The organism is Corallincola spongiicola (assembly GCF_004284785.1).
Classification (GTDB): domain Bacteria; phylum Pseudomonadota; class Gammaproteobacteria; order Enterobacterales; family Neiellaceae; genus Corallincola; species Corallincola holothuriorum.
In genome coordinates this window covers 320,815-338,864 of the sequence record NZ_SHLY01000002.1, presented here as the reverse complement: position 1 = coordinate 338,864, position 18,050 = coordinate 320,815, and the positions used below count along the sequence as shown (strand labels likewise).

The window sequence follows — 18,050 nt, the reverse complement described above, 5'->3', positions numbered from 1 at the left end:
CACCAGCAATGGTCGCCCAATTAATTATTGGGCGGCCTGTTCTTCTGCTTGCTGGGTTAGCGGAGCCTTCTTGTGGTAACGCCCCAACACCGAGCTCAGCACCACAAAGCTAAAGGCTGAATAAGCCACCTGCACCAACGGAAACAACATTAATCCAGCGGCAACAACAATCAGATCCATCATCAAGATCACTTTGCCTGCGTGAATACCGGTACGTTTTTCCATATACAGCGCAAGAATATTCACACCACCCAACGACGTGCCGTGACGGAACAATAAAATCAATCCGATACCGATCAAGCCGCCACCAATCAAGGCACTCATTAACGGTGGGATCTCTTCAAAACGGATCAAGTAGATCATCAAATCACTGGTTGCAGAGACACAAACAATACAGATCAAGCTGCGCCAGGCAAACGCCATACCCAGTTGCTTAATTGCCAATGCAAAGAACGGCAAATTGATAACAAAGAACCAGAAGCCAAAGGTTACTGGGAGCAGCTCATTCGTGACGATCGATAGCCCGGCAGTACCGCTAACCAGCAACCCGGCAGCGGAAAGAAAGCATATTCCGAGAGAAACCAGAAAGCAGCCCTCCAAGCGCGCAAACCATTCATGCCCAAACTTTTTCAACGCCGCCATATTAGAAAACCTTTGCCAGAATCCGGCCTGTTGTAATGTATTCATAACGAACCCTTAGCCGTCATCGCTGATGGGAGCGGCTGGATTGGCTGCTTCACCTGTCGTGGATGATAACGACCAATCACTGATGCCAATACGGCAAATGCAATCAATGAGCTAACGACTGTTTGCCAATCAAAAATTAATAGCGACAGCAAACCGATGGAGATATCCCAAGCCAATATCACTTTTGCCGAGTGCCAACCCCATCTCAGCTCCAGATAGAGCGCTAAAATATTCACCCCACCGATAGAGCCGCGCTGACGAAACAGCACCACCAAACCAAAACCGATCAACAAACCCGCCAGTAACGCTGCCAATGGCTGTGGCATATGCACTTCCGCCAGCAGTGGCCCCAGCAGGTCGACCAATAGAGAAACAATAAAGCTACAAGCTAAACTGATCAGCGCAAACTCGCGGCGCAAACGCAGAAAAGCCAACACAAAAAACGGCAGGTTAGCCAATAGCAACCAGCTTCCCATGGTAAGCGGCAAATAATGGTGAGCAATCAACGCCAAACCCGGGCTACCACCGACGATGAGATCGGCATTGCCCAGAATGATGACACCGATAGCGACAAGGAAGCAGCCTTCGAGCAAGGCATACCAGCGTAACGCGTGAAACTTCATCACGACTCCATATAAAGATGCATCGGCCCTGATTGGGCACAAATAACAGGTAGTACAGAAACAGGGGCGCTTTTATGATGGTTGTAGGTAGAGCCCGAAATGCGAGCGGCATTATATCGGAGCCATTAGCAGATAGATGCCAACAGTAAAGAATTCAAAACAACGACTACAGCGGCAAACTGTGAAGGCAAGTGTCACTTATTATTTACAGGTAAAACATCAGCTAACAAACAAAAATACCCCCTAAGGGGTACTCTTGATTTGCACAGTTTTGAACACTCGCCATGCAAAAGAGAATCTTTTTGGTGAAATTGCCAGCAAAACAGAAGATGCAGCAGAGATACACATTATAAGAACAAATCAATATATATCATATAGTTAAAACGAAAAAATCAAGCTGGCATAGATATTGGAACGCGCAGGTAGACCTGAAAATTATCGGTTCAGAGTAAACAAATGACATCTGCGATGTGCGTACAGACAGCAAAAGAAGCCGTTCCCAACAGCCACCCCATTATCGTCGTGGGAACCGGCCCGGTGGGAATTCGTGCTGCCCAAGAGCTTCGCCAACGCATGCCGACACAACCGCTGACACTGTTTGGTGGTGAACCATGGCAACCATACGACCGAATTAAGCTCTCCTCTTTACTCGCTGGTGAGCTAGACCTCGACGAAATCTCTTTGGAGCGATTTCGTCGCCAGGGCAATGATCATCATCAGACCCAACACCTCAATTGTCCGATCCTCGAAATAGACCGAACGAACCAACAGGTCAAAGACGTTCACGGACAATGGCATCATTACAGCAAGCTCATACTTGCGGTGGGCTCTCACCCCCATATACCGAAAATTGCTGGCACCGAACTGAAAGGTGTCTATACCTTTCGGAACCTCAATGATGCTCAAGCATTGATGGCACGCACAGCCCGTGCTCGTCATGTCGTCGTCATCGGTGGCGGTTTGCTCGGCTTAGAGGCTGCCAAGGCTATGCAATGGGGCAATACCCGCGTCACCGTTGTTCAACAGGGTGAAACCTTGATGAACCGGCAACTGGATAAGCTGGGTGGAAGCTACCTGCAGCAGTCGATAGAACAAGTCGGGATCGACGTACTTACCGGAAATGGCGTGCGCGAGATCCGCGGCGTAGAACGAGTTGAACAGATAGTACTGCGCGATGGCACAGAGTTAACAGCTGACACAGTGATTGTGGCCGCAGGGATCACGCCGAACAGGGAGCTCGCGCTTGCCGCACATCTGCCGGTCGGTCACGGTATCCGCGTCAACGATCAACTGCAGACTGAGGATCCCAACATCTACGCCGTCGGTGAGTGTGCGGAGCATGGCGGTGTCACCTATGGCTTAGTCGCACCTGGCTACGAACAAGCTGCTGTCGCAGCTGAACATATCGCACATCAGCGTGGGCAGTACGCCGGCTCCCTCAATGTCACCGCCCTTAAAGTGGTTGGCGAAGAGGTTTTCAGTATGGGTGAGGTCACCCAACTACCGAAACGTATTGCGCAACAGGAACTGGTATTTCAGGACAATGAGCATTATCGCAAGATAGTGGTACACAAAGGTCGCTTAGTCGGCGCCATCAGTGTCGGCCCCTGGTCCGAAGTTAGGCGAATACAGGAGCATGTCAGACAGAAGCGGCCGCTCTCCATCTGGCAACAATGGCGTTTCAAACGTTACGGCAACATCTGGCCAGACAACGACGATCTCAGCATTCAAGCTTGGCCGGCGGAAGCGATCGTTTGCAACTGCATGAATATCAGCAAAGGTCAGCTGGTTGATTGTGTGAATACCGGCTGCCAAAACTTACAAGCGCTGTCGAATAAGACCGGTGCAGGTACTGTGTGTGGCAGCTGTAAACCGCTGTTACAAGAAGTCTGTGGCAGCCAACAACCTTTAGAACCTGTGCGCTGGTCAAGGTCACTGGCACTGCTCAGCTTGTTGTGCATCATTGGCGCTAGCCTGTTTACCCTGTTCCCATCACCAATTAGCGAATCGGTGCAACAGGGTTGGTGGTTGGAGCAACTGTGGCGCGATGGCACCTGGAAACAAGTCAGCGGCTTCACCATTTTAGGGTTATCAGTCGCTGCCGCCCTATTAAGCCTGCGAAAACGAATTAAAAAATTCACCCTGATGAATTTCGAACACTGGCGCCTAGTACATACAGTGGTAGGTGCATTAATAGTCAGTACGTTGCTTATTCACACCGGATTAAGTTTGGGTAGCAACCTGAATCGATGGCTAATGATCAGTTTTTTGGCACTACTAACCATTGGTTGCGGTGCAGCGATCCATAGCGCAATCAGCCACAAGCTCTCGCTCAGCGGCAGTCGCCGCTGGCAGAAGATTTGGCTATGGGGCCACATTCTTGCGTTCTGGCCTTTGCCAGTACTGCTGACCTTCCACGTGTTATCGGTTTATTACTTCTAGGGGCGCAGTGATGGCAGTAAAGAAGCTCGCTTGGAGTAGTTGGATAGCAATGAGCATTGCGGCCGCAGCCTATCTGGGCTACGTGATGTTCGCCAGTGCCGACAAAGAGCTGTTGCTGATAGGCGAAGCCAGCCATGGTCACTACCAAATCGAATTGGCCTGTAGCAGCTGCCATGGCGATGGCTTCAGCAGCGAAAAAGATCTGCAGAACGCCTGCATTAGCTGCCATGGCGAAGAGCTAGAAGTCGCCAATGACAGCCATCCGGTCAGCAAATTTACCGATCCACGCAACGCTGATCGGCTGGAGAAACTCGATGCCCGTTTCTGTGTCACCTGCCATGTCGAGCATCAACAAGAAAGAACCGGCGAGATGGGCGTCACGCTCCCCGGCGACTTCTGCTACGAGTGCCATCAGGATATTGCCGAAGAGCGACCAACTCACCAAGGGATGGGGTTTGATACCTGTGCCAGTGCTGGCTGCCACAACTATCACGACAACAAGGCTCTGTACGAAGATTTCTTAGTCAAACATGCAGCAGCACCTTGGCTAGAGCAAGGTGCTTCACTGCCTCTACTCAGCGGCGACGCGAAAATCGCAGCCCTCGCAGCTCTAGATATGCAACAAGCAACAGATGACGACGCTACGCCAGAGTCACACCAAAGCTTAGCTGTAACACCACCGACGCCGGACTTCCCTCAAGAATGGCAAGTAGAGGGGCAGTTGATCGCCGACTGGCACGGCAGCGCCCATGGCAACGGCCAGGTAAATTGCGCAGGCTGCCATCAGGACAGCCAGGAAAACTGGATTGAGCAACCCGGCATGGCGCAATGCGCGAGCTGCCATGAGGCGCAAACAACCGCTTTTACTCAGGGAAAACATGGCATGCGCATGGATCCACGGTTAAACGCCTCGCTGACACCAATGCAGCCCAACATGGCCCGTCAGCCGATGCAAGAGGATGCAGGACACCTGACGCTGACCTGTAACAGCTGCCACTCCCCCCATCAGTTCAATATCCAGCAGGCCGCTGTTGAGTCCTGCTTAGGATGCCACGCAGACGAGCATAGCCAGAGCTATGAAGGATCTCCCCATGCTCAATCCTGGTTAGCAGAACAAGCCGGAACCGCAGCCGAGGGAACGGGCGTGAGCTGCGCCAGCTGCCATTTACCCAGAATTACCATCGGCGATGAAGTCATCGCCAACCATAACCAAAACGATAATTTGAGACCCAATGAAAAGATGCTCCGTTCAGTTTGCATGAGCTGCCATAGTTTGAGCTTCTCGCTCGATGCCTTGGCCGACCCGCAACTGATTAAAAACAATTTCAACGGCCAACCAGCAGTTCATATCGAAAGCGTCGATATGGCTGTCGGCAGGCTTGAAAAATAAGACCTACCATCGGGAGAGAAGCACAATGACTACCAAACTACTCGCAATATCAGCAACTGCCGCAGCACTCATGCTGTCTGGTTGTGGTGAAGAGAAAAGCGCCGGCATTTCACCCCAGCAGTTTACCGATGCTCTGCATCTGGTGATGGATTCAGATCGTGCCGTATACACTAAAAAAGTAGTGGGCCGCCTCGCCAAGCAAGAGCAGGTGATTAAAGCCTCTGAACACTTTATGGATGACAAAGCACTACCGCTGCCCGCTCAGATGTTCCGATTTGGCGCAGAAACCGTGGCTGGAAAAACCGACAAATTTAGCTATTCATTGCAATCACTTTGGCCCATCAACAGCCAGAATTCGCCTGTCACAGAAGCCGAAAAAGCGGGACTGCAGTTCATCATCGATAATCCCGGACAGAACTACTATGGCGAAGAGACACTAGGTGGGGTGACCTATTTCACTGCGGTATATCCAGATGTAGCAGTGGCGCCGGTATGCGCCAGTTGCCACAACGAACACAAAGATAGCCCTCGCACTGACTTTAAGGTGGGTGACGTCATGGGTGGTGTTGTGATCCGCGTACCTATCTAAGGAGTTCGCCATGCAAACAGCCAGATATTTGATCTGGCTGCCAGCCCTGCTGGTTATGGGCTGTCAGCCATCGGGTCCGGAGCCGGGCCAGCAGGTATGGGAGCAAACCTGCGCCGTATGTCACCTAAATGGCATAGCAGGCGCGCCCCCCATAGGTAATCAAGCTGCGTGGGCACCGCGGATCGCCAAAGGGCTAGATACCCTGGTCGGCCACGCCCAAAACGGCTTTGAAGGAGAGGAAGGCACCATGCCTGCCCGCGGTGGTAATACGTCCCTGACCGACACTCAGGTGGCGGAGGCCGTTAACTATATGATTAGTCAATCTCAATAAGGGATAGATCATGGGAATATTTTCTAGCCTGTTTGGCAAGAAGGAGCCAAAAATGGAAGCTGAAACCGAAGTAAAACTGAGTTTATATGAGCGTTTAGGTGGCGAAGCTGCCGTTGACGCTGCCGTTGATATTTTTTACCGCAAAGTGCTGATGGATGACCGCATCAGTGAGTATTTTGACGGTATCGATATGGATGCTCAGGCGAAAAAACAAAAAGCATTTTTAACCATGGTTTTTGGTGGGCCAGCGAACTACAACGGCAAAGATCTACGTACAGCTCACGCGGGTATGAAAGGTCTCAGCGACATCCATGTCGATGCTGTGGTTGAAAATCTGGGGGCAACACTAAAAGAGCTCGGCGTACCTGACAGCGATATTGCAGAAGTTGCGGCGATTGCTGAAAGTGTGCGCGATGACGTCCTTAATCGTTAAGCACCTTAATTGCTATACCATGTGACCACGGGGCAGCCCCTTCTCGATATATTGAGAAGGGCTTCCCGAGTCAGCGACATTACACCCTTTGATACAACGAATAACCCCAGGTGACACCATGGCTAAAGTGCAATTTCAAGACGCCACAATAGAGATAAACCCAGACCAATCGCTACTCGAAGCCCTGCTGTCCGCTGACAAAAACATCCCCAACAGCTGCCGCTCCGGCCTGTGCCAAAGCTGCTTAGTCCAGTCCACTGACGGCCACATTCCCCACCCTGCTCAGAAAGGTCTATCGACAGCTGAAATTGAAACCAAACATCTGCTTGCCTGTCAGTGCTATCCCAGTACCGATATGACGGTTCAGCTCCCGGACAGTGGTGACCGCAAGATTGCCGCCACCGTAGTAGAAAAAACCCAACTTCCCGGCCAAGTCATCCGCCTTCGGCTCCATGCCAAACTCGACTATAAACCGGGGCAATACGTTAACCTTTGGCGCGATGAATCAACGATCAGGAGTTACTCCTTAGCCAGTGTTCCCGCTCTCGAAGAACACCTGGAATTTCATATTAGAGTGCAACCTGAAGGGCGTTTTAGCGGCTGGATGCAGGAATCTCTTCAGGTTGGCGATGAGCTACAACTACAAGGCCCGAATGGCCTTTGCTTTTACACTGCTGGCGACCCCGCTCAACCTATGCTGTTGGCAGGCATTGGCACGGGCTTAGCGCCATTGTGGGGAATTGCTCGTGATGCTTTAAAACAGGGGCATAGCGGCCCGATCCATCTCTATACCGGTGCCCGCAATGCCGACAACCTCTACCTGCATGAGGAGATAGCAGCGTTAGCGGCTGCCCATGACAATCTGCATTACCAGGTCAGCCTGCTTGAAACAGACACCCCCAGCGACGCAAAGACAATCGACCAGCTAATTGCCAGCCAGCATGATGCGTTAAATGGTTATCGTGTTTTTCTCTGCGGCTCGCCGCAGCGCGTCAACAAGCTGCGGAAGCTCTGCTTTTTGAAAGGAGCGAGCATGCAAGCGATCCAGTGCGATCTGTTTCAGCCCGCTGCTTAACGAAATAGAACAAACGTGCTAAATGGCCAAGACTCTGGCCGTTCAGCTCACGAACCACCAATAAAACATAGCGTATAGGCCAGCTGAAACCGTTCATCTAACACCAAACAGCACTACTCAGCCTGTGCCAGCTCTGTCGTGGCCAAAGGCAAGTTAGCGGCTTTCCAGCCAATTAAGTCGCCCTCCAGATGACGCAGTTGAGTAAACCCCTTGGCTTGCAATAAGGCTTCAGCGATCCCTGCCCGGCGGCCACTGCGGCAGTAAACCACAATCAACTCTTGTTGCTCACCGTCGAGCTCCTGCCAGCGCTTATCTAACTCATCATAAGAGATATTTATCGCCCCAGGAATATGACCGGCGGCATACTCTTCCGCGCTACGTACATCCAACAGGATCTGCTGAGGGTTATTCTCAGCTAACGCTAACCATTCCTGTTGCGAAATAAGCTGAATTTCACCAGCGGCTACCCAACTGCTCCATAAGGCACATATAGCGACAAGGATCCGTTTCATGATTAATACTCCCAACAATTAAAAGCCATGCAGGAAACGCGCTGTTTCGCGTGTCTCAGCGAAAGTGATTTCCTGCTAACTGAATGCGCTCTATTCAACACTGTCTGAGGAGCGGTTTCAAATTACAGAGGGGAAAAAATGAATATCAAAGCAAGAAACTAGAGCGAATGAAGATCGATGAGGATGGCGGAGATAAAAAAACACCGCCCGGAGGCGGTGCTTTCTACAACTTGCTAGTCAGCACTTAGGCTTCAGCAACAACACTCAGTTTAACGGTCGCAGTGATTTCACTGTGAACCTGAACGTCGATGTCGTATTCGCCAGTGTTGCGAATAGTGCCCAGCGGCAGACGAACTTCGCTCTTAACAACATCAACGCCAGCGGCGGAGATGGCGTCAGCGATGTCGCGAGTACCGATAGAACCGAACAGTTTGCCTTCGTCACCAGCTTTAGATGCGATAACCACATCTTCCAGGGCGCTCAGCTTGTCTGCACGAGCCTGCGCAGTCGCTTGTTGTGAAGCCAATTTAGCTTCCAACTCACTACGACGCTCTTCGAATACAGCCACGTTAGCTTTAGTTGCAGGAACTGCCTTACCGGTAGGGATCAGGTAGTTACGTGCGTAGCCAGCCTTAACGGTTACTTGGTCGCCCAAGCCACCCAGGTTAGCAATTTTATCAAGAAGAATAATTTGCATTACCTTTCCTCTTCAATTGGTCCGAGTTAGGCCCGGCCTTACTTATGCGTATCGCTGTAAGGCAGCAGAGCCAGGTAACGTGCACGTTTAATAGCGCGTGCCAGCTGACGCTGGTACTTTGCGCTAGTGCCGGTAATACGGCTAGGCACGATTTTGCCACTCTCAGTGATGTAACCTTTGAGTGTCTGGATATCTTTGTAATCAATTTCTGTGACGCCATCTGCGCTAAAGCGGCAGAATTTACGGCGGCGGAAAAAACGAGCCATGGCACGATCTCCTAAGCAATCATTTCAATCTGTTGGGCATGTAATACTAATTTTCCTACACCATTTGGTGTTCGATGATGGCTGATAAAGCCAGTCACATTAGCCACACTACCCTTAGTTAAATTTACAGTCTGGGGCTGAATTCCATGCCCGCTGGCGATAACGGTTACGTAACACCAAGCACGACGTGGAAAATCCGCTTCCATCTGCTGAGACTGATGTTCCAGTGCGAATTCGCAGTGGGGAACGCCAGCCGGACTTCTGCTCATCGCCGGTGTCGTTACGACCGTTCCGGTCAACACCAAACGATTATCAGCGTCCATTACTCAGCTTTTGGCGCTTCTTCAGCCGCAGGGGCTTCAGCAGCCGGAGCTGGTGCAGCAGCTGGAGCTGGCGCAGCTTCTTCGCGGCGAGCCGGACGTTCGTCACGGTCGTCACGACGGGCTGGACGCTCGTCACGTGCTTTAGCCATTGGTGACTGCTCAGTAACAGCGCTTTTGGTTTTCATAACCATGTTGCGCAGCACAGCGTCGTTGAAGCGGAAAGCTGTTTCCAGCTCGTCTACGCTTTCAGCAGTCGCTTCTACGTTCATCAGGACGTAGTGTGCTTTGTGCAACTTGTCGATTGGGTAAGCCAGTTGACGACGACCCCAATCTTCAAGACGGTGTACTTGACCGCCTGCAGCAGTGATCACGCCAGTATAACGCTCGATCATGCCTGGTACTTGCTCGCTTTGGTCCGGATGAACCATAAAAACGATTTCGTAATGACGCATTTAAACGCTCCTTACGGGTTAACAGCCTCTGGGCCTCGGCTCAGCCACACCGATATAGAGGCAAGGAACTTATGAAATGGCTGATTTCAGGGACGCGAATAGTACAGAAATTCATCGCCACGCTCAAGGACTATCTTTAGTAGCAGAACGAATAAAAATCCCGCCTTAACAGGTCTACTTCTATGTCACTTGCAGACAACCGAAGGAAATAAGGAACAGCTATGGCAATTGAGCAGATGATCATCGCCTTAATCATGTTGTTAGCTGCTAGCCTGTTTTCAGAACCTGTCGCTCAATGGTTACGCCTACCCCATACTCTGCTGTTAGTATTTATTGGATTCATTGGCTCAGAGCTAGTATTGCTGGCCGGCTATGATACGGGCCTTCGTGCCGACACTTTTCAACACCTAGTGGTGTTTGTCTTTCTACCGATTTTAATTTTTGAAGCAGCATTTGCCATCAATGCTCAGGCACTGATAAGGCTACTCCTACCCATCATGAGCCTAGCAATCATTGGGGTGCTGCTGACCACCGCGGTCATCGGTGCTGCACTGTATTACGCCATCGGTCATCCGCAAGGCTTTCCCTGGAGCTCAGCACTGTTGGCAGGGGTACTACTCGCCGCTACAGATCCTGTCGCTGTCGTCACACAACTAAAGTCATTGGGCGCACCCGAGCGCTTAGCGATCATGCTTGAGGGTGAAAGCCTATTTAATGATGCCACCGCCATCGTCTTGTTCTCCGTACTATTGCTGATCGCCAGTGGCGGTAGCCAGATGAATGCAAGCGATGCCTTGCTTGAGTTTCTCCGCGTGTTTCTCGGTGGGGCAGCCATCGGCGCTGTCATTGGTCTTGTTGGCGTGTGGATTATGCACAAGCTAATCAGTTTTCCGCAACGGGCACAGCTGACCCTGCTACTGGCATACGGCAGCTTTAGTGCTGCTGAGATATGGTGGCACGTGTCCGGCGTGATGGCGGTACTGATCTGTGGCCTGCTGGTGGGGAATCTAAGCCAACGACAAACCGAGGGTGCCTCTTTCCGCACGCAGCAGCCATCACTCCATGAACGCCTGCACCAATTGTGGGGGCTACTTGGCTACTTGGCCAACGGCCTGCTGTTTTTGTTGATGGGTATTACGATCACCCTAAATATGTTCACTGAACGCTACCTGGCGATGATGATTGGCATCTTCGCTATTTTGCTGGCTCGCGGATTGAGCATTCCATTCAGCCTGGCGATTGCCAGACTGATACGCGGCCCAAAAATAACACTACAAGAGCAACGCATTATGCACTGGGGGGGCCTCCGCGGCGCCATAACGTTGGTGCTGGCTCTCTCACTACCCACCTCGATTGAAGGCTGGTGGACCATCCAATCGATTGCTTACGGTGTGGTGATCTTTACCTTGCTGGTTCAAGCCCCCAGCATGCCATGGCTACTGCGTAAAAGTGGTTTAAACCGGAAAAAGTGAACATCCCTTAGCCAGAAAAAACGTTAGTTCACGGTATGTTTGAGCATGAAATGGCGCTTTCAGACAAAGCGGCTGTAACAAGGAGGTGCGATGACCCATAATCAATTGTGCCGTTAGTTGATCATGAGAGAGCCACCATGTTTGAGTTAGATCCATGCTTAGAGCAAGATTCTGTTTTCATTATCGACCTGCCGCTTTGTCAGCTACGCATGGAAAATGATCAACGCTTTCCCTGGCTGCTACTGATCCCCCGTCAACAAGGCCTGGTCGAAGTCACCGAGTTGTCAGCAGCGCAACAACAACAGCTCATACAAGAGAGCTGTCGGGTCTCTAACGCGCTGAAGAAACTCACCGGTTGCAAAAAGATAAATGTGGCCAGTTTAGGTAACGTCGTGGCCCAACTGCATTGGCATGTGGTGGCGCGTTTTGAATCCGATGCAGCCTGGCCTGGACCTGTGTGGGGCGCTGGCGAAGCACAGCCCTGGAACGAAAAAGAGCGCGACGAGTTTATCGCCGCGCTCTTACATCAATTAAACTTATCCGCGCCCTAAGGCACAGCTTAAGATTGACGCTGACGCACCACCTCATACAAACAGATACCCGCAGCCACTGATACATTTAGGCTGCTGACTGTCCCCGCCATCGGCAACTTAACCAGCTCATCGCAATGCTCCCTGGTCAAACGGCGCAAGCCTTTGCCTTCTGCGCCCATGGCAATCGCCATTGGCCCAACCAACTTGGTTTGATAAAGGTTGGTGTCCGTTTCTCCAGCGGTCCCTACGATCCACACGCCCGCATCTTGCAGATGTCGCATGGTACGAGCCAGGTTGGTGACAGCCACCAACGGTACTGACTCAGCAGCGCCACAGGCGACTTTACGCACGGTGGCGTTAAGTGAGGCGGATTTATCCCGAGGCACCACCACGGCATCCACACCGGCGGCATCTGCACATCGTAAACACGCGCCAAGATTGTGCGGATCGGTCACACCATCCAGGATCAACAAAAACGGCTGTTCAGTGCGTTCAAGGATCTTATCCAGATCATGCTCATTGAGCGCAGGCGCGGGCTTAATACGTGCCACAACCCCTTGGTGAGTAGCACCAGCCGTTTTATCATCCAACGCTTTACGGGACATCTGTTGCACCGAGATACCGTTGCGCTGACCGAGATTAACTATCTCAGTCAGTTTTTCATCTAGCCGACCTTTTAACAGGTAAAGCTCAATAAACTGTTCTGGCGATTTCTTCAACGCCGCCGCAACGGCATGAATGCCAAATATAAGATCAGACTGATTCACCAAAATTACCTTCTAATTATTTGGTTGTTAGCTATTTACGCTTTTTCTTGGCTGGTTTTTTCTTCGCTTTACCGCCACCAAGCGCAGCAGCGGCTGAGCGCTGCGCCGCAGACATACCAGAGTTCTTACCCTTCTTACCGCGGCCTCCGGCTTTACCTTTCTTCGATGGCGCAACAATACCGGCTTTCATTTTGTCTCGCTCACTGACCGCTTTTCCGCCGCTTTTGCCACGAGAGGCACCCGCTTTATTCCGTCCAGCGCCACCACTCTTGCCACGCCCTTTACTACTGGAGTTACGACCGCTGCCGCTACGTCCTTTATTCGCCGTGGCGTTTTCACCCGCCAGTTCAAAGTCGATCTTACGATCTTCAAGGTTAACCCCCACCACTTTGACGCAAACAGTATCTCCGAGGCGATAACGTGTATGGCTGTTTTCACCAATCAGCTGATGGTGCACCTGATCAAACTGATAGTAGTCATTCTTCAACGTAGAGACATGAACCAAACCATCGATCAACAGATCATTCAAACGCACAAAGAAGCCAAAACTGTTCACTGACGAGATCACACCGAACAGCTCGTCACCAACGTGATCCTGCATATACTCACATTTCAGAAACGCATCAACATCACGGGTCGCATCATCGGCACGGCGCTCGGTCATCGAGCACTGAGGGCCAAACAGATCCATCTCTTCGCTCTGATAGTGATAGCCGCCGGTGGGTGTCCAGCGTTGTTTTTGATCGCCATGAGTTTCTTTCGCCACCAGATACTTCAACGCCCGATGGAGTAGAAGATCCGGATAGCGGCGGATCGGCGAGGTAAAGTGACTGTATGCAGCCAATGCTAGGCCAAAATGACCTTCATTATCAGCATCATAGATAGCCTGCTGCATCGAGCGCAGCAACATAGTTTGGATCAACTCCTGATCTGGTCGCCCCTCAATCTGACTGACCAGGGCACCAAAATCAGACGGTGTAGGCTTATCATCACCGCTCAAGTTAAGACCTAACTCACCAATAAAGCGCCGGAAGTTCTGCAGCCGTTCTTGCCCTGGAGATTGATGCACGCGATACAGTGCTGGCTCTTTGTGCTTACCGACAAAGCGGGCAGAGGCAACATTTGCCAAGATCATGCACTCTTCGATCATCTTGTGGGCGTCATTGCGCTCCACCGGAACTATCTCTTCAATTTTACGCTGCGCATTAAAAATGAAACGGCTTTCTACTGTTTCAAATTCGATGGCACCACGCTGCTGGCGCGCACCTTTTAAAGCACAATACAGACGATGCAACTCTTGCAAGTGAGGAACCTGAGTCGCGTACTGCTCATTCAGTTTGTCATCGCCATCAAGAATGGCAGCAACTTTGTTGTAGGTGAAACGAGCATGGCTATTCATGACCGCTTCATAAAACTTATATCCGGATAGCTGCCCCTTCGCACTCACCGTCATCTCGCACACCATACAGAGGCGATCGACTTGCGGATTCAAAGAGCAAAGCCCATTGGAGAGCTTCTCAGGCAACATGGGGATCACCTGATTCGGAAAGTAGACTGAGTTGCCACGATTCTGCGCTTCGTTATCCAATGCGGTATCGGGTCGCACGTAATAGCTAACATCGGCAATAGCTACCCACAGGCGCCAACCGCCGGAGCGTTTTTTCTCGCAATAGACGGCGTCATCAAAGTCGCGGGCATCTTCACCATCAATGGTGACAAGTGGTAAGTCACGCAGATCTACTCGGTCGGCCTTGGCCTCTTCCGGTACATCTTCACCGACTTTTTTTATCTGCCGCTTAACATCTTTCGGCCACTCATGGGGGATATCATAGTTGCGCAGGGCGATCTCGATCTCCATGCCCGGCGCCATATGCTCACCCAGCACCTCAATCACCTTACCCATGGCATTGAAACGTTGCGTCGGTCGAGTTGTGATCTGACAAACGACGATCTGACCATGCCGAGCGCCTAATTTATCTTCCGGTGGGATCAGAATATCTTGATTAATACGGGTATCATCGGCCACCACAAAGCCCATGCCATTTTCCACAAAGTAACGCCCGACAATCTCCGGATTGCGCTCCTCCACCACACGAACCACACGGGCTTCTTTGCGCCCCTTTCGATCAGTGCCTACCTCTTGTACCAGCACCTTATCGCCGTGCAGCACTGTGGCCATCTGGCGGTCATGCAGGAACAGGTCTTCTCCTTTGCCACTGGCCGTTTCTGGCCGGACAAAACCAAACCCCTCGCGGTGAGCGATCACTGTACCTTTAATCAAGTTCAGTCGTTCTGGCAGCGCATATTTTTTACTGCGATTAAACACCAGCTGACCATCTCGTTCCATTGCTCGAAGACGGCGTTTCAAAGCGATACTCTGATCCTCGCCCTGCAAATCCAACTGTGCCTTCACTTCATCATAAGAGAGGGGAGCCGAGCTGGCTTCAAACAGAGAAAGAAGATAGGTGCGGCTAGGGATAGGATTTTCGTATTTAGCCTGTTCCGAGGCCAATTCCGGATCTTGATGCGGTTTATTCACTTAAACTGCCTACTGTGTGGAGTTACCCACAGTATACCGGATCTGTGAACAAGCGCCGAATCACAGTTCCACTATGTATTATAAATTAACCCTTTATCGACGCTTGCTTCAGTTCGGCCACCACTTCCGGTGGCATATGAGTGGCCAATTGGGCAAGTAATTTGGCAGCACGTTGGTGGGTTGCCTTGTCGGCGATCACTGCTTCACTTAGCCAACGATAAGCATCCGCGTAGTCATAGGGACTCCCCTGCCCGGCAGCAAAAATCTCTACCAGCTCCAGTTGTGCACGAAGGTTGCCTAATGAAGCCGCTTCCCGCAGGTAAACAATGGCCCTATCGAAATTCTTCTGCACCAAGATGCCTCGATGATAGTAGCGGCCAAGTTGTTCCAATGCTGCAGGTAAGCCTTGACTCGCGGCACGCTCGATATAATGAATGCCTAACGGCGCATCCCGGTCATAACAAACTCCCCAAGCCAGCATGTCGCCATAGAGGAATTGATAAACGGGAACTTCCATCTTTTTAGCGCGCGCTTCGATATCAGCGACCAGCTGACAATCGTCATCCTTTACCTGCTGCAGATGCTTATTTGCAACAATCAACTGTCCTAACAGATCCTGAGAGTAGATCTGAATGGCACGCAAAGGCGGCGCGGTTTCTATCTCTGGTTCACCCGCCAACACTGGGGCGGTGTCAGCACCTGGTGCTGGGGCTGGTTCGTTGGCGAACGTCGTGACAGATAGCCCAAGTAAAATGCATAGGGCACTAAATCGAATAATCATCTTTTACTACCTTTGGTGCGATAACCCGTTATCGGCATCGATGGCTCAAGCTTTAGTGTAACCCAACCACTACATCTTAGTTGAGCCTACGCAGCGCTCAAATTTTGAACAAATAGATGTTCGCCAGTATGATCTTGATCCATTGAGGTGTCACTGAAGCCACCAGCGGCTGAGAAGTCGTTATACTCAACATAGATCAACAAGAGCCTATGCAGGGAGAGCCTAAATGTTGAGACTGATGTTGTTATGTTGTTCGTTATTTATTCTGTTTCCCGCCCATGCCAATAACCAACTAAAGGTGCTTTCTCCTGTTATTGGTCATTGGACAACTAAAGAGGGCAATGCCAGACAACATTTCTACTGGGGTGTGGGTGAGCGGATTATCCACGGTTATATGGAGATACCATTAGGTGACGGTTGGCAACGGGTCTCTGAAGGCTCATACCACTGGGATCCCGTCACCAGCAGTGTTCGTGGCACCTTCGTTGGCATCAACATGGGAATTTCCTTGTTCTACGTAAAAGGCGCAATGGAGGGAGGCAAACTGGTGTTTCATAACCGTACCCTCAGTGAACAAGGGCAATGGCTAGACAGCGTTGAAACATGGACCTTTGGTAACCCAAACAGTTTTGAATATGTTATCGAAAAAGTGGAAGCCGGTCATCGCAAGCCATGGTTACACGGCCAGTGGTTGAGAGTGCAGGAAGAGCCAGAAGAAAACCAACGATAAAATAACGTGACTAAACGACAAACAATAAAAAAGCCGCATCAATGCGGCTTTTTTGCTCCCGTAACACGCTTAAGCTATTCGGCAAAAGGGTGACGCAGGATCATGGTCTCATTTCGGTCTGGACCCGTAGAGATAATATCGACCGGCACTTCCAACAACTCTTCAATGCGCTTGATGTAGTTACGAGCTTCGACTGGGAGTTTCTCAACCTCTGTCACTCCATAAGTCGAACTCTGCCAACCAGGCATTGACTCGTACAAGGTTTCAACCTCTTCGTAGCCATCAGCAGCCATCGGCGGAACCTCAACGACAGAGCCATCTTTAAGCTTATAGCCCGTACAGATTTTCAGTTCGTCCAAGCCATCAAGTACATCCAACTTAGTCAGGCATAAACCTGTGATGGAGTTGATCTGCACAGCACGACGCATCACTACAGCATCAAACCAGCCACAACGACGCTGACGACCAGTGGTTGCGCCAAACTCGTGGCCTTTGGTTCCCAGGTGGTTACCCACTTCACAACCAAGTTCAGTAGGGAACGGACCCGCACCCACACGAGTGGTGTACGCCTTAACGATACCCAGCACATAATCGAGATGACAAGGACCAAAACCAGCACCTGTGGCGACACCACCGACCGTGGTATTGGAAGAGGTCACATAAGGGTATGTACCGTGGTCGATATCCAGCAAGGTACCTTGAGCACCTTCAAACATAATGGATTCGCCGTTCTTACGAGCCTTATCCAATACGTCCGTGACATCAACAGTCATCGCTTTCAATGTATCGGCGATGGCAAGGCAATCGGCCAATACCGTGTCGTAATCCACTGCATCAACTTTGTAGTAATCGGTCAGCATAAAGTTGTGATATGCCATCACCTCTTTCAGCTTCACAGCAAAGTCTTCAGCGTTGAACAGGTCACCGACACGTAAACCGCGACGGGATACCTTATCTTCATAAGCGGGACCGATACCACGACCGGTGGTACCGATAGCTTTCTTACCGCGCGCTTTTTCACGGGCAACATCTAATGCCACGTGATACGGCAGGATAAGCGGACATGCTTCTGAAATGAACAAGCGCTCGCGCGCAGGTACACCACGCTCCTCAAGCATCTTAAGCTCTTTAAACAAAGCATCCGGAGCCAAAACCACGCCATTACCGATAAGGCATTTTACGTTGTCACGTAAAATTCCTGATGGGATAAGGTGCAGAACGGTTTTTTCACCGTCTATCACCAAGGTGTGACCCGCATTGTGTCCGCCTTGATAGCGCACAACATAGCTGGCTTGATCTGTTAGCAGGTCTACGACCTTGCCTTTACCTTCGTCACCCCATTGGGTGCCTAGCACTACAACGTTTTTGCCCATTTCTCAGGTCGCCACTGTTCTAACGGTTGCGAGGA

Annotated in this window: 20 protein-coding genes; 9 read left to right on the top strand and 11 right to left on the bottom strand. The window is 51.0% G+C overall.

Annotation, left to right across the window (positions count from 1 at the left end):
• Positions 1 to 24: 24 nt before the first annotated feature.
• Both EXY25_RS07235 and EXY25_RS07230 read right to left on the bottom strand, forming a co-directional pair.
• On the bottom strand, positions 25 to 687 hold the full coding sequence (locus EXY25_RS07235; protein WP_130566259.1) for a YitT family protein: 663 nt from the start codon (positions 685 to 687) through the stop codon (positions 25 to 27).
• Positions 684 to 1,310: a DUF6198 family protein gene (locus tag EXY25_RS07230; RefSeq protein ID WP_130566258.1), complete on the bottom strand. Its 627-nt coding sequence runs from the start codon at positions 1,308 to 1,310 to the stop codon at positions 684 to 686. Before EXY25_RS07230 ends, EXY25_RS07235 begins: the two co-directional genes overlap by 4 nt.
• A 456-nt stretch (positions 1,311 to 1,766) precedes the next feature.
• Here EXY25_RS07230 and EXY25_RS07225 point away from each other — a divergent pair, with 456 nt between their 5' ends.
• The 6 genes from EXY25_RS07225 to EXY25_RS07200 all read left to right on the top strand — a co-directional run bounded on the left by EXY25_RS07225 (position 1,767) and on the right by EXY25_RS07200 (position 7,570).
• Positions 1,767 to 3,752, top strand: a complete 1,986-nt coding sequence (locus tag EXY25_RS07225; protein WP_130566257.1) for an FAD-dependent oxidoreductase — start codon at positions 1,767 to 1,769, stop codon at positions 3,750 to 3,752.
• A gap of 10 nt (positions 3,753 to 3,762) precedes the next feature.
• Positions 3,763 to 5,142 (top strand): cytochrome c3 family protein, encoded by a 1,380-nt coding sequence (locus EXY25_RS07220; RefSeq protein WP_130566256.1) that lies wholly within the window; start codon positions 3,763 to 3,765, stop codon positions 5,140 to 5,142.
• 25 nt (positions 5,143 to 5,167) lie between these two features.
• Complete coding sequence (locus EXY25_RS07215; protein ID WP_114336956.1) at positions 5,168 to 5,731, top strand: Tll0287-like domain-containing protein; 564 nt, start codon at positions 5,168 to 5,170, stop codon at positions 5,729 to 5,731.
• A gap of 10 nt (positions 5,732 to 5,741) precedes the next feature.
• Complete coding sequence (locus tag EXY25_RS07210; protein WP_114336955.1) at positions 5,742 to 6,062, top strand: c-type cytochrome; 321 nt, start codon at positions 5,742 to 5,744, stop codon at positions 6,060 to 6,062.
• A 10-nt stretch (positions 6,063 to 6,072) separates the two neighbouring features.
• A complete protein-coding gene (locus EXY25_RS07205; RefSeq protein ID WP_233496406.1) occupies positions 6,073 to 6,495 on the top strand; it encodes a group I truncated hemoglobin in 423 nt (140 codons plus the stop codon).
• Positions 6,496 to 6,613: 118 nt separating this feature from the next.
• The gene (locus EXY25_RS07200; RefSeq protein ID WP_130566255.1) at positions 6,614 to 7,570 is read left to right on the top strand and encodes a 2Fe-2S iron-sulfur cluster-binding protein; all 957 of its coding nucleotides are present in this window, start codon (positions 6,614 to 6,616) and stop codon (positions 7,568 to 7,570) included.
• 113 nt (positions 7,571 to 7,683) lie between these two features.
• On the opposite strand, the gene EXY25_RS07195 is transcribed toward EXY25_RS07200, so the two are convergent.
• From EXY25_RS07195 to rpsF, 5 genes are all read right to left on the bottom strand, one after another.
• Positions 7,684 to 8,082 (bottom strand): rhodanese-like domain-containing protein, encoded by a 399-nt coding sequence (locus EXY25_RS07195; protein WP_114336952.1) that lies wholly within the window; start codon positions 8,080 to 8,082, stop codon positions 7,684 to 7,686.
• A gap of 244 nt (positions 8,083 to 8,326) precedes the next feature.
• Entirely contained in the window at positions 8,327 to 8,779 is a 453-nt protein-coding gene (gene rplI / locus EXY25_RS07190) for a 50S ribosomal protein L9 (RefSeq protein ID WP_114336951.1), read from the bottom strand.
• 38 nt (positions 8,780 to 8,817) lie between these two features.
• Positions 8,818 to 9,045 (bottom strand): 30S ribosomal protein S18, encoded by a 228-nt coding sequence (rpsR, locus tag EXY25_RS07185; protein WP_114336950.1) that lies wholly within the window; start codon positions 9,043 to 9,045, stop codon positions 8,818 to 8,820.
• An 11-nt stretch (positions 9,046 to 9,056) separates the two neighbouring features.
• The gene (priB, locus tag EXY25_RS07180; protein WP_114336949.1) at positions 9,057 to 9,368 is read right to left on the bottom strand and encodes a primosomal replication protein N; all 312 of its coding nucleotides are present in this window, start codon (positions 9,366 to 9,368) and stop codon (positions 9,057 to 9,059) included.
• Positions 9,368 to 9,820: a 30S ribosomal protein S6 gene (gene rpsF, locus EXY25_RS07175; protein ID WP_114336948.1), complete on the bottom strand. Its 453-nt coding sequence runs from the start codon at positions 9,818 to 9,820 to the stop codon at positions 9,368 to 9,370. The genes priB and rpsF overlap by 1 nt, the downstream gene beginning before the upstream one ends.
• Before the next feature lie 221 nt (positions 9,821 to 10,041).
• Here rpsF and EXY25_RS07170 point away from each other — a divergent pair, with 221 nt between their 5' ends.
• Complete coding sequence (locus tag EXY25_RS07170) at positions 10,042 to 11,292, top strand: cation:proton antiporter (RefSeq protein WP_130566254.1); 1,251 nt, start codon at positions 10,042 to 10,044, stop codon at positions 11,290 to 11,292.
• A 137-nt stretch (positions 11,293 to 11,429) separates the two neighbouring features.
• The gene (locus EXY25_RS07165) at positions 11,430 to 11,843 is read left to right on the top strand and encodes an HIT domain-containing protein (protein ID WP_114337371.1); all 414 of its coding nucleotides are present in this window, start codon (positions 11,430 to 11,432) and stop codon (positions 11,841 to 11,843) included.
• Positions 11,844 to 11,851: 8 nt separating this feature from the next.
• Here EXY25_RS07165 and rlmB read toward each other — a convergent pair whose 3' ends face one another.
• The 3 genes from rlmB to EXY25_RS07150 all read right to left on the bottom strand — a co-directional run bounded on the left by rlmB (position 11,852) and on the right by EXY25_RS07150 (position 15,912).
• Entirely contained in the window at positions 11,852 to 12,592 is a 741-nt protein-coding gene (gene rlmB / locus EXY25_RS07160; RefSeq protein WP_114336946.1) for a 23S rRNA (guanosine(2251)-2'-O)-methyltransferase RlmB, read from the bottom strand.
• Positions 12,593 to 12,623: 31 nt separating this feature from the next.
• The gene (gene rnr / locus EXY25_RS07155; RefSeq protein ID WP_130566253.1) at positions 12,624 to 15,131 is read right to left on the bottom strand and encodes a ribonuclease R; all 2,508 of its coding nucleotides are present in this window, start codon (positions 15,129 to 15,131) and stop codon (positions 12,624 to 12,626) included.
• A gap of 85 nt (positions 15,132 to 15,216) precedes the next feature.
• Positions 15,217 to 15,912: a tetratricopeptide repeat protein gene (locus tag EXY25_RS07150; protein ID WP_130566252.1), complete on the bottom strand. Its 696-nt coding sequence runs from the start codon at positions 15,910 to 15,912 to the stop codon at positions 15,217 to 15,219.
• A 226-nt stretch (positions 15,913 to 16,138) separates the two neighbouring features.
• On the opposite strand from EXY25_RS07150, the gene EXY25_RS07145 reads away from it, so the two are divergent.
• Positions 16,139 to 16,642 carry a hypothetical protein gene (locus EXY25_RS07145; RefSeq protein WP_130566251.1) on the top strand — a complete coding sequence of 168 codons (504 nt, stop codon included), beginning with the start codon at positions 16,139 to 16,141 and terminating at the stop codon, positions 16,640 to 16,642.
• A gap of 74 nt (positions 16,643 to 16,716) precedes the next feature.
• Here EXY25_RS07145 and EXY25_RS07140 read toward each other — a convergent pair whose 3' ends face one another.
• Positions 16,717 to 18,015 carry an adenylosuccinate synthase gene (locus tag EXY25_RS07140; RefSeq protein ID WP_130566250.1) on the bottom strand — a complete coding sequence of 433 codons (1,299 nt, stop codon included), beginning with the start codon at positions 18,013 to 18,015 and terminating at the stop codon, positions 16,717 to 16,719.
• Positions 18,016 to 18,050 lie beyond the last annotated feature (35 nt).

Bases quoted from the DNA above. Each gene is read 5' to 3' on its own strand.
- EXY25_RS07230 (WP_130566258.1), bottom strand. From the start codon at position 1,310: ATGAAGTTTCACGCGTTACGCTGGTATGCCTTGCTCGAAGGCTGCTTC.
- EXY25_RS07235 (WP_130566259.1), bottom strand. From the start codon at position 687: ATGAATACATTACAACAGGCCGGATTCTGGCAAAGGTTTTCTAATATG.
- EXY25_RS07210 (WP_114336955.1), top strand. From the start codon at position 5,742: ATGCAAACAGCCAGATATTTGATCTGGCTGCCAGCCCTGCTGGTTATG.
- rpsF (WP_114336948.1), bottom strand. From the start codon at position 9,820: ATGCGTCATTACGAAATCGTTTTTATGGTTCATCCGGACCAAAGCGAG.
- EXY25_RS07220 (WP_130566256.1), top strand. From the start codon at position 3,763: ATGGCAGTAAAGAAGCTCGCTTGGAGTAGTTGGATAGCAATGAGCATT.
- EXY25_RS07195 (WP_114336952.1), bottom strand. From the start codon at position 8,082: ATGAAACGGATCCTTGTCGCTATATGTGCCTTATGGAGCAGTTGGGTA.
- EXY25_RS07205 (WP_233496406.1), top strand. From the start codon at position 6,073: ATGGGAATATTTTCTAGCCTGTTTGGCAAGAAGGAGCCAAAAATGGAA.
- EXY25_RS07145 (WP_130566251.1), top strand. From the start codon at position 16,139: ATGTTGAGACTGATGTTGTTATGTTGTTCGTTATTTATTCTGTTTCCC.
- rpsR (WP_114336950.1), bottom strand. From the start codon at position 9,045: ATGGCTCGTTTTTTCCGCCGCCGTAAATTCTGCCGCTTTAGCGCAGAT.
- priB (WP_114336949.1), bottom strand. From the start codon at position 9,368: ATGGACGCTGATAATCGTTTGGTGTTGACCGGAACGGTCGTAACGACA.
- EXY25_RS07150 (WP_130566252.1), bottom strand. From the start codon at position 15,912: ATGATTATTCGATTTAGTGCCCTATGCATTTTACTTGGGCTATCTGTC.
- EXY25_RS07200 (WP_130566255.1), top strand. From the start codon at position 6,614: ATGGCTAAAGTGCAATTTCAAGACGCCACAATAGAGATAAACCCAGAC.
- rplI (WP_114336951.1), bottom strand. From the start codon at position 8,779: ATGCAAATTATTCTTCTTGATAAAATTGCTAACCTGGGTGGCTTGGGC.
- EXY25_RS07140 (WP_130566250.1), bottom strand. From the start codon at position 18,015: ATGGGCAAAAACGTTGTAGTGCTAGGCACCCAATGGGGTGACGAAGGT.
- EXY25_RS07165 (WP_114337371.1), top strand. From the start codon at position 11,430: ATGTTTGAGTTAGATCCATGCTTAGAGCAAGATTCTGTTTTCATTATC.
- EXY25_RS07225 (WP_130566257.1), top strand. From the start codon at position 1,767: ATGACATCTGCGATGTGCGTACAGACAGCAAAAGAAGCCGTTCCCAAC.
- EXY25_RS07215 (WP_114336956.1), top strand. From the start codon at position 5,168: ATGACTACCAAACTACTCGCAATATCAGCAACTGCCGCAGCACTCATG.
- EXY25_RS07170 (WP_130566254.1), top strand. From the start codon at position 10,042: ATGGCAATTGAGCAGATGATCATCGCCTTAATCATGTTGTTAGCTGCT.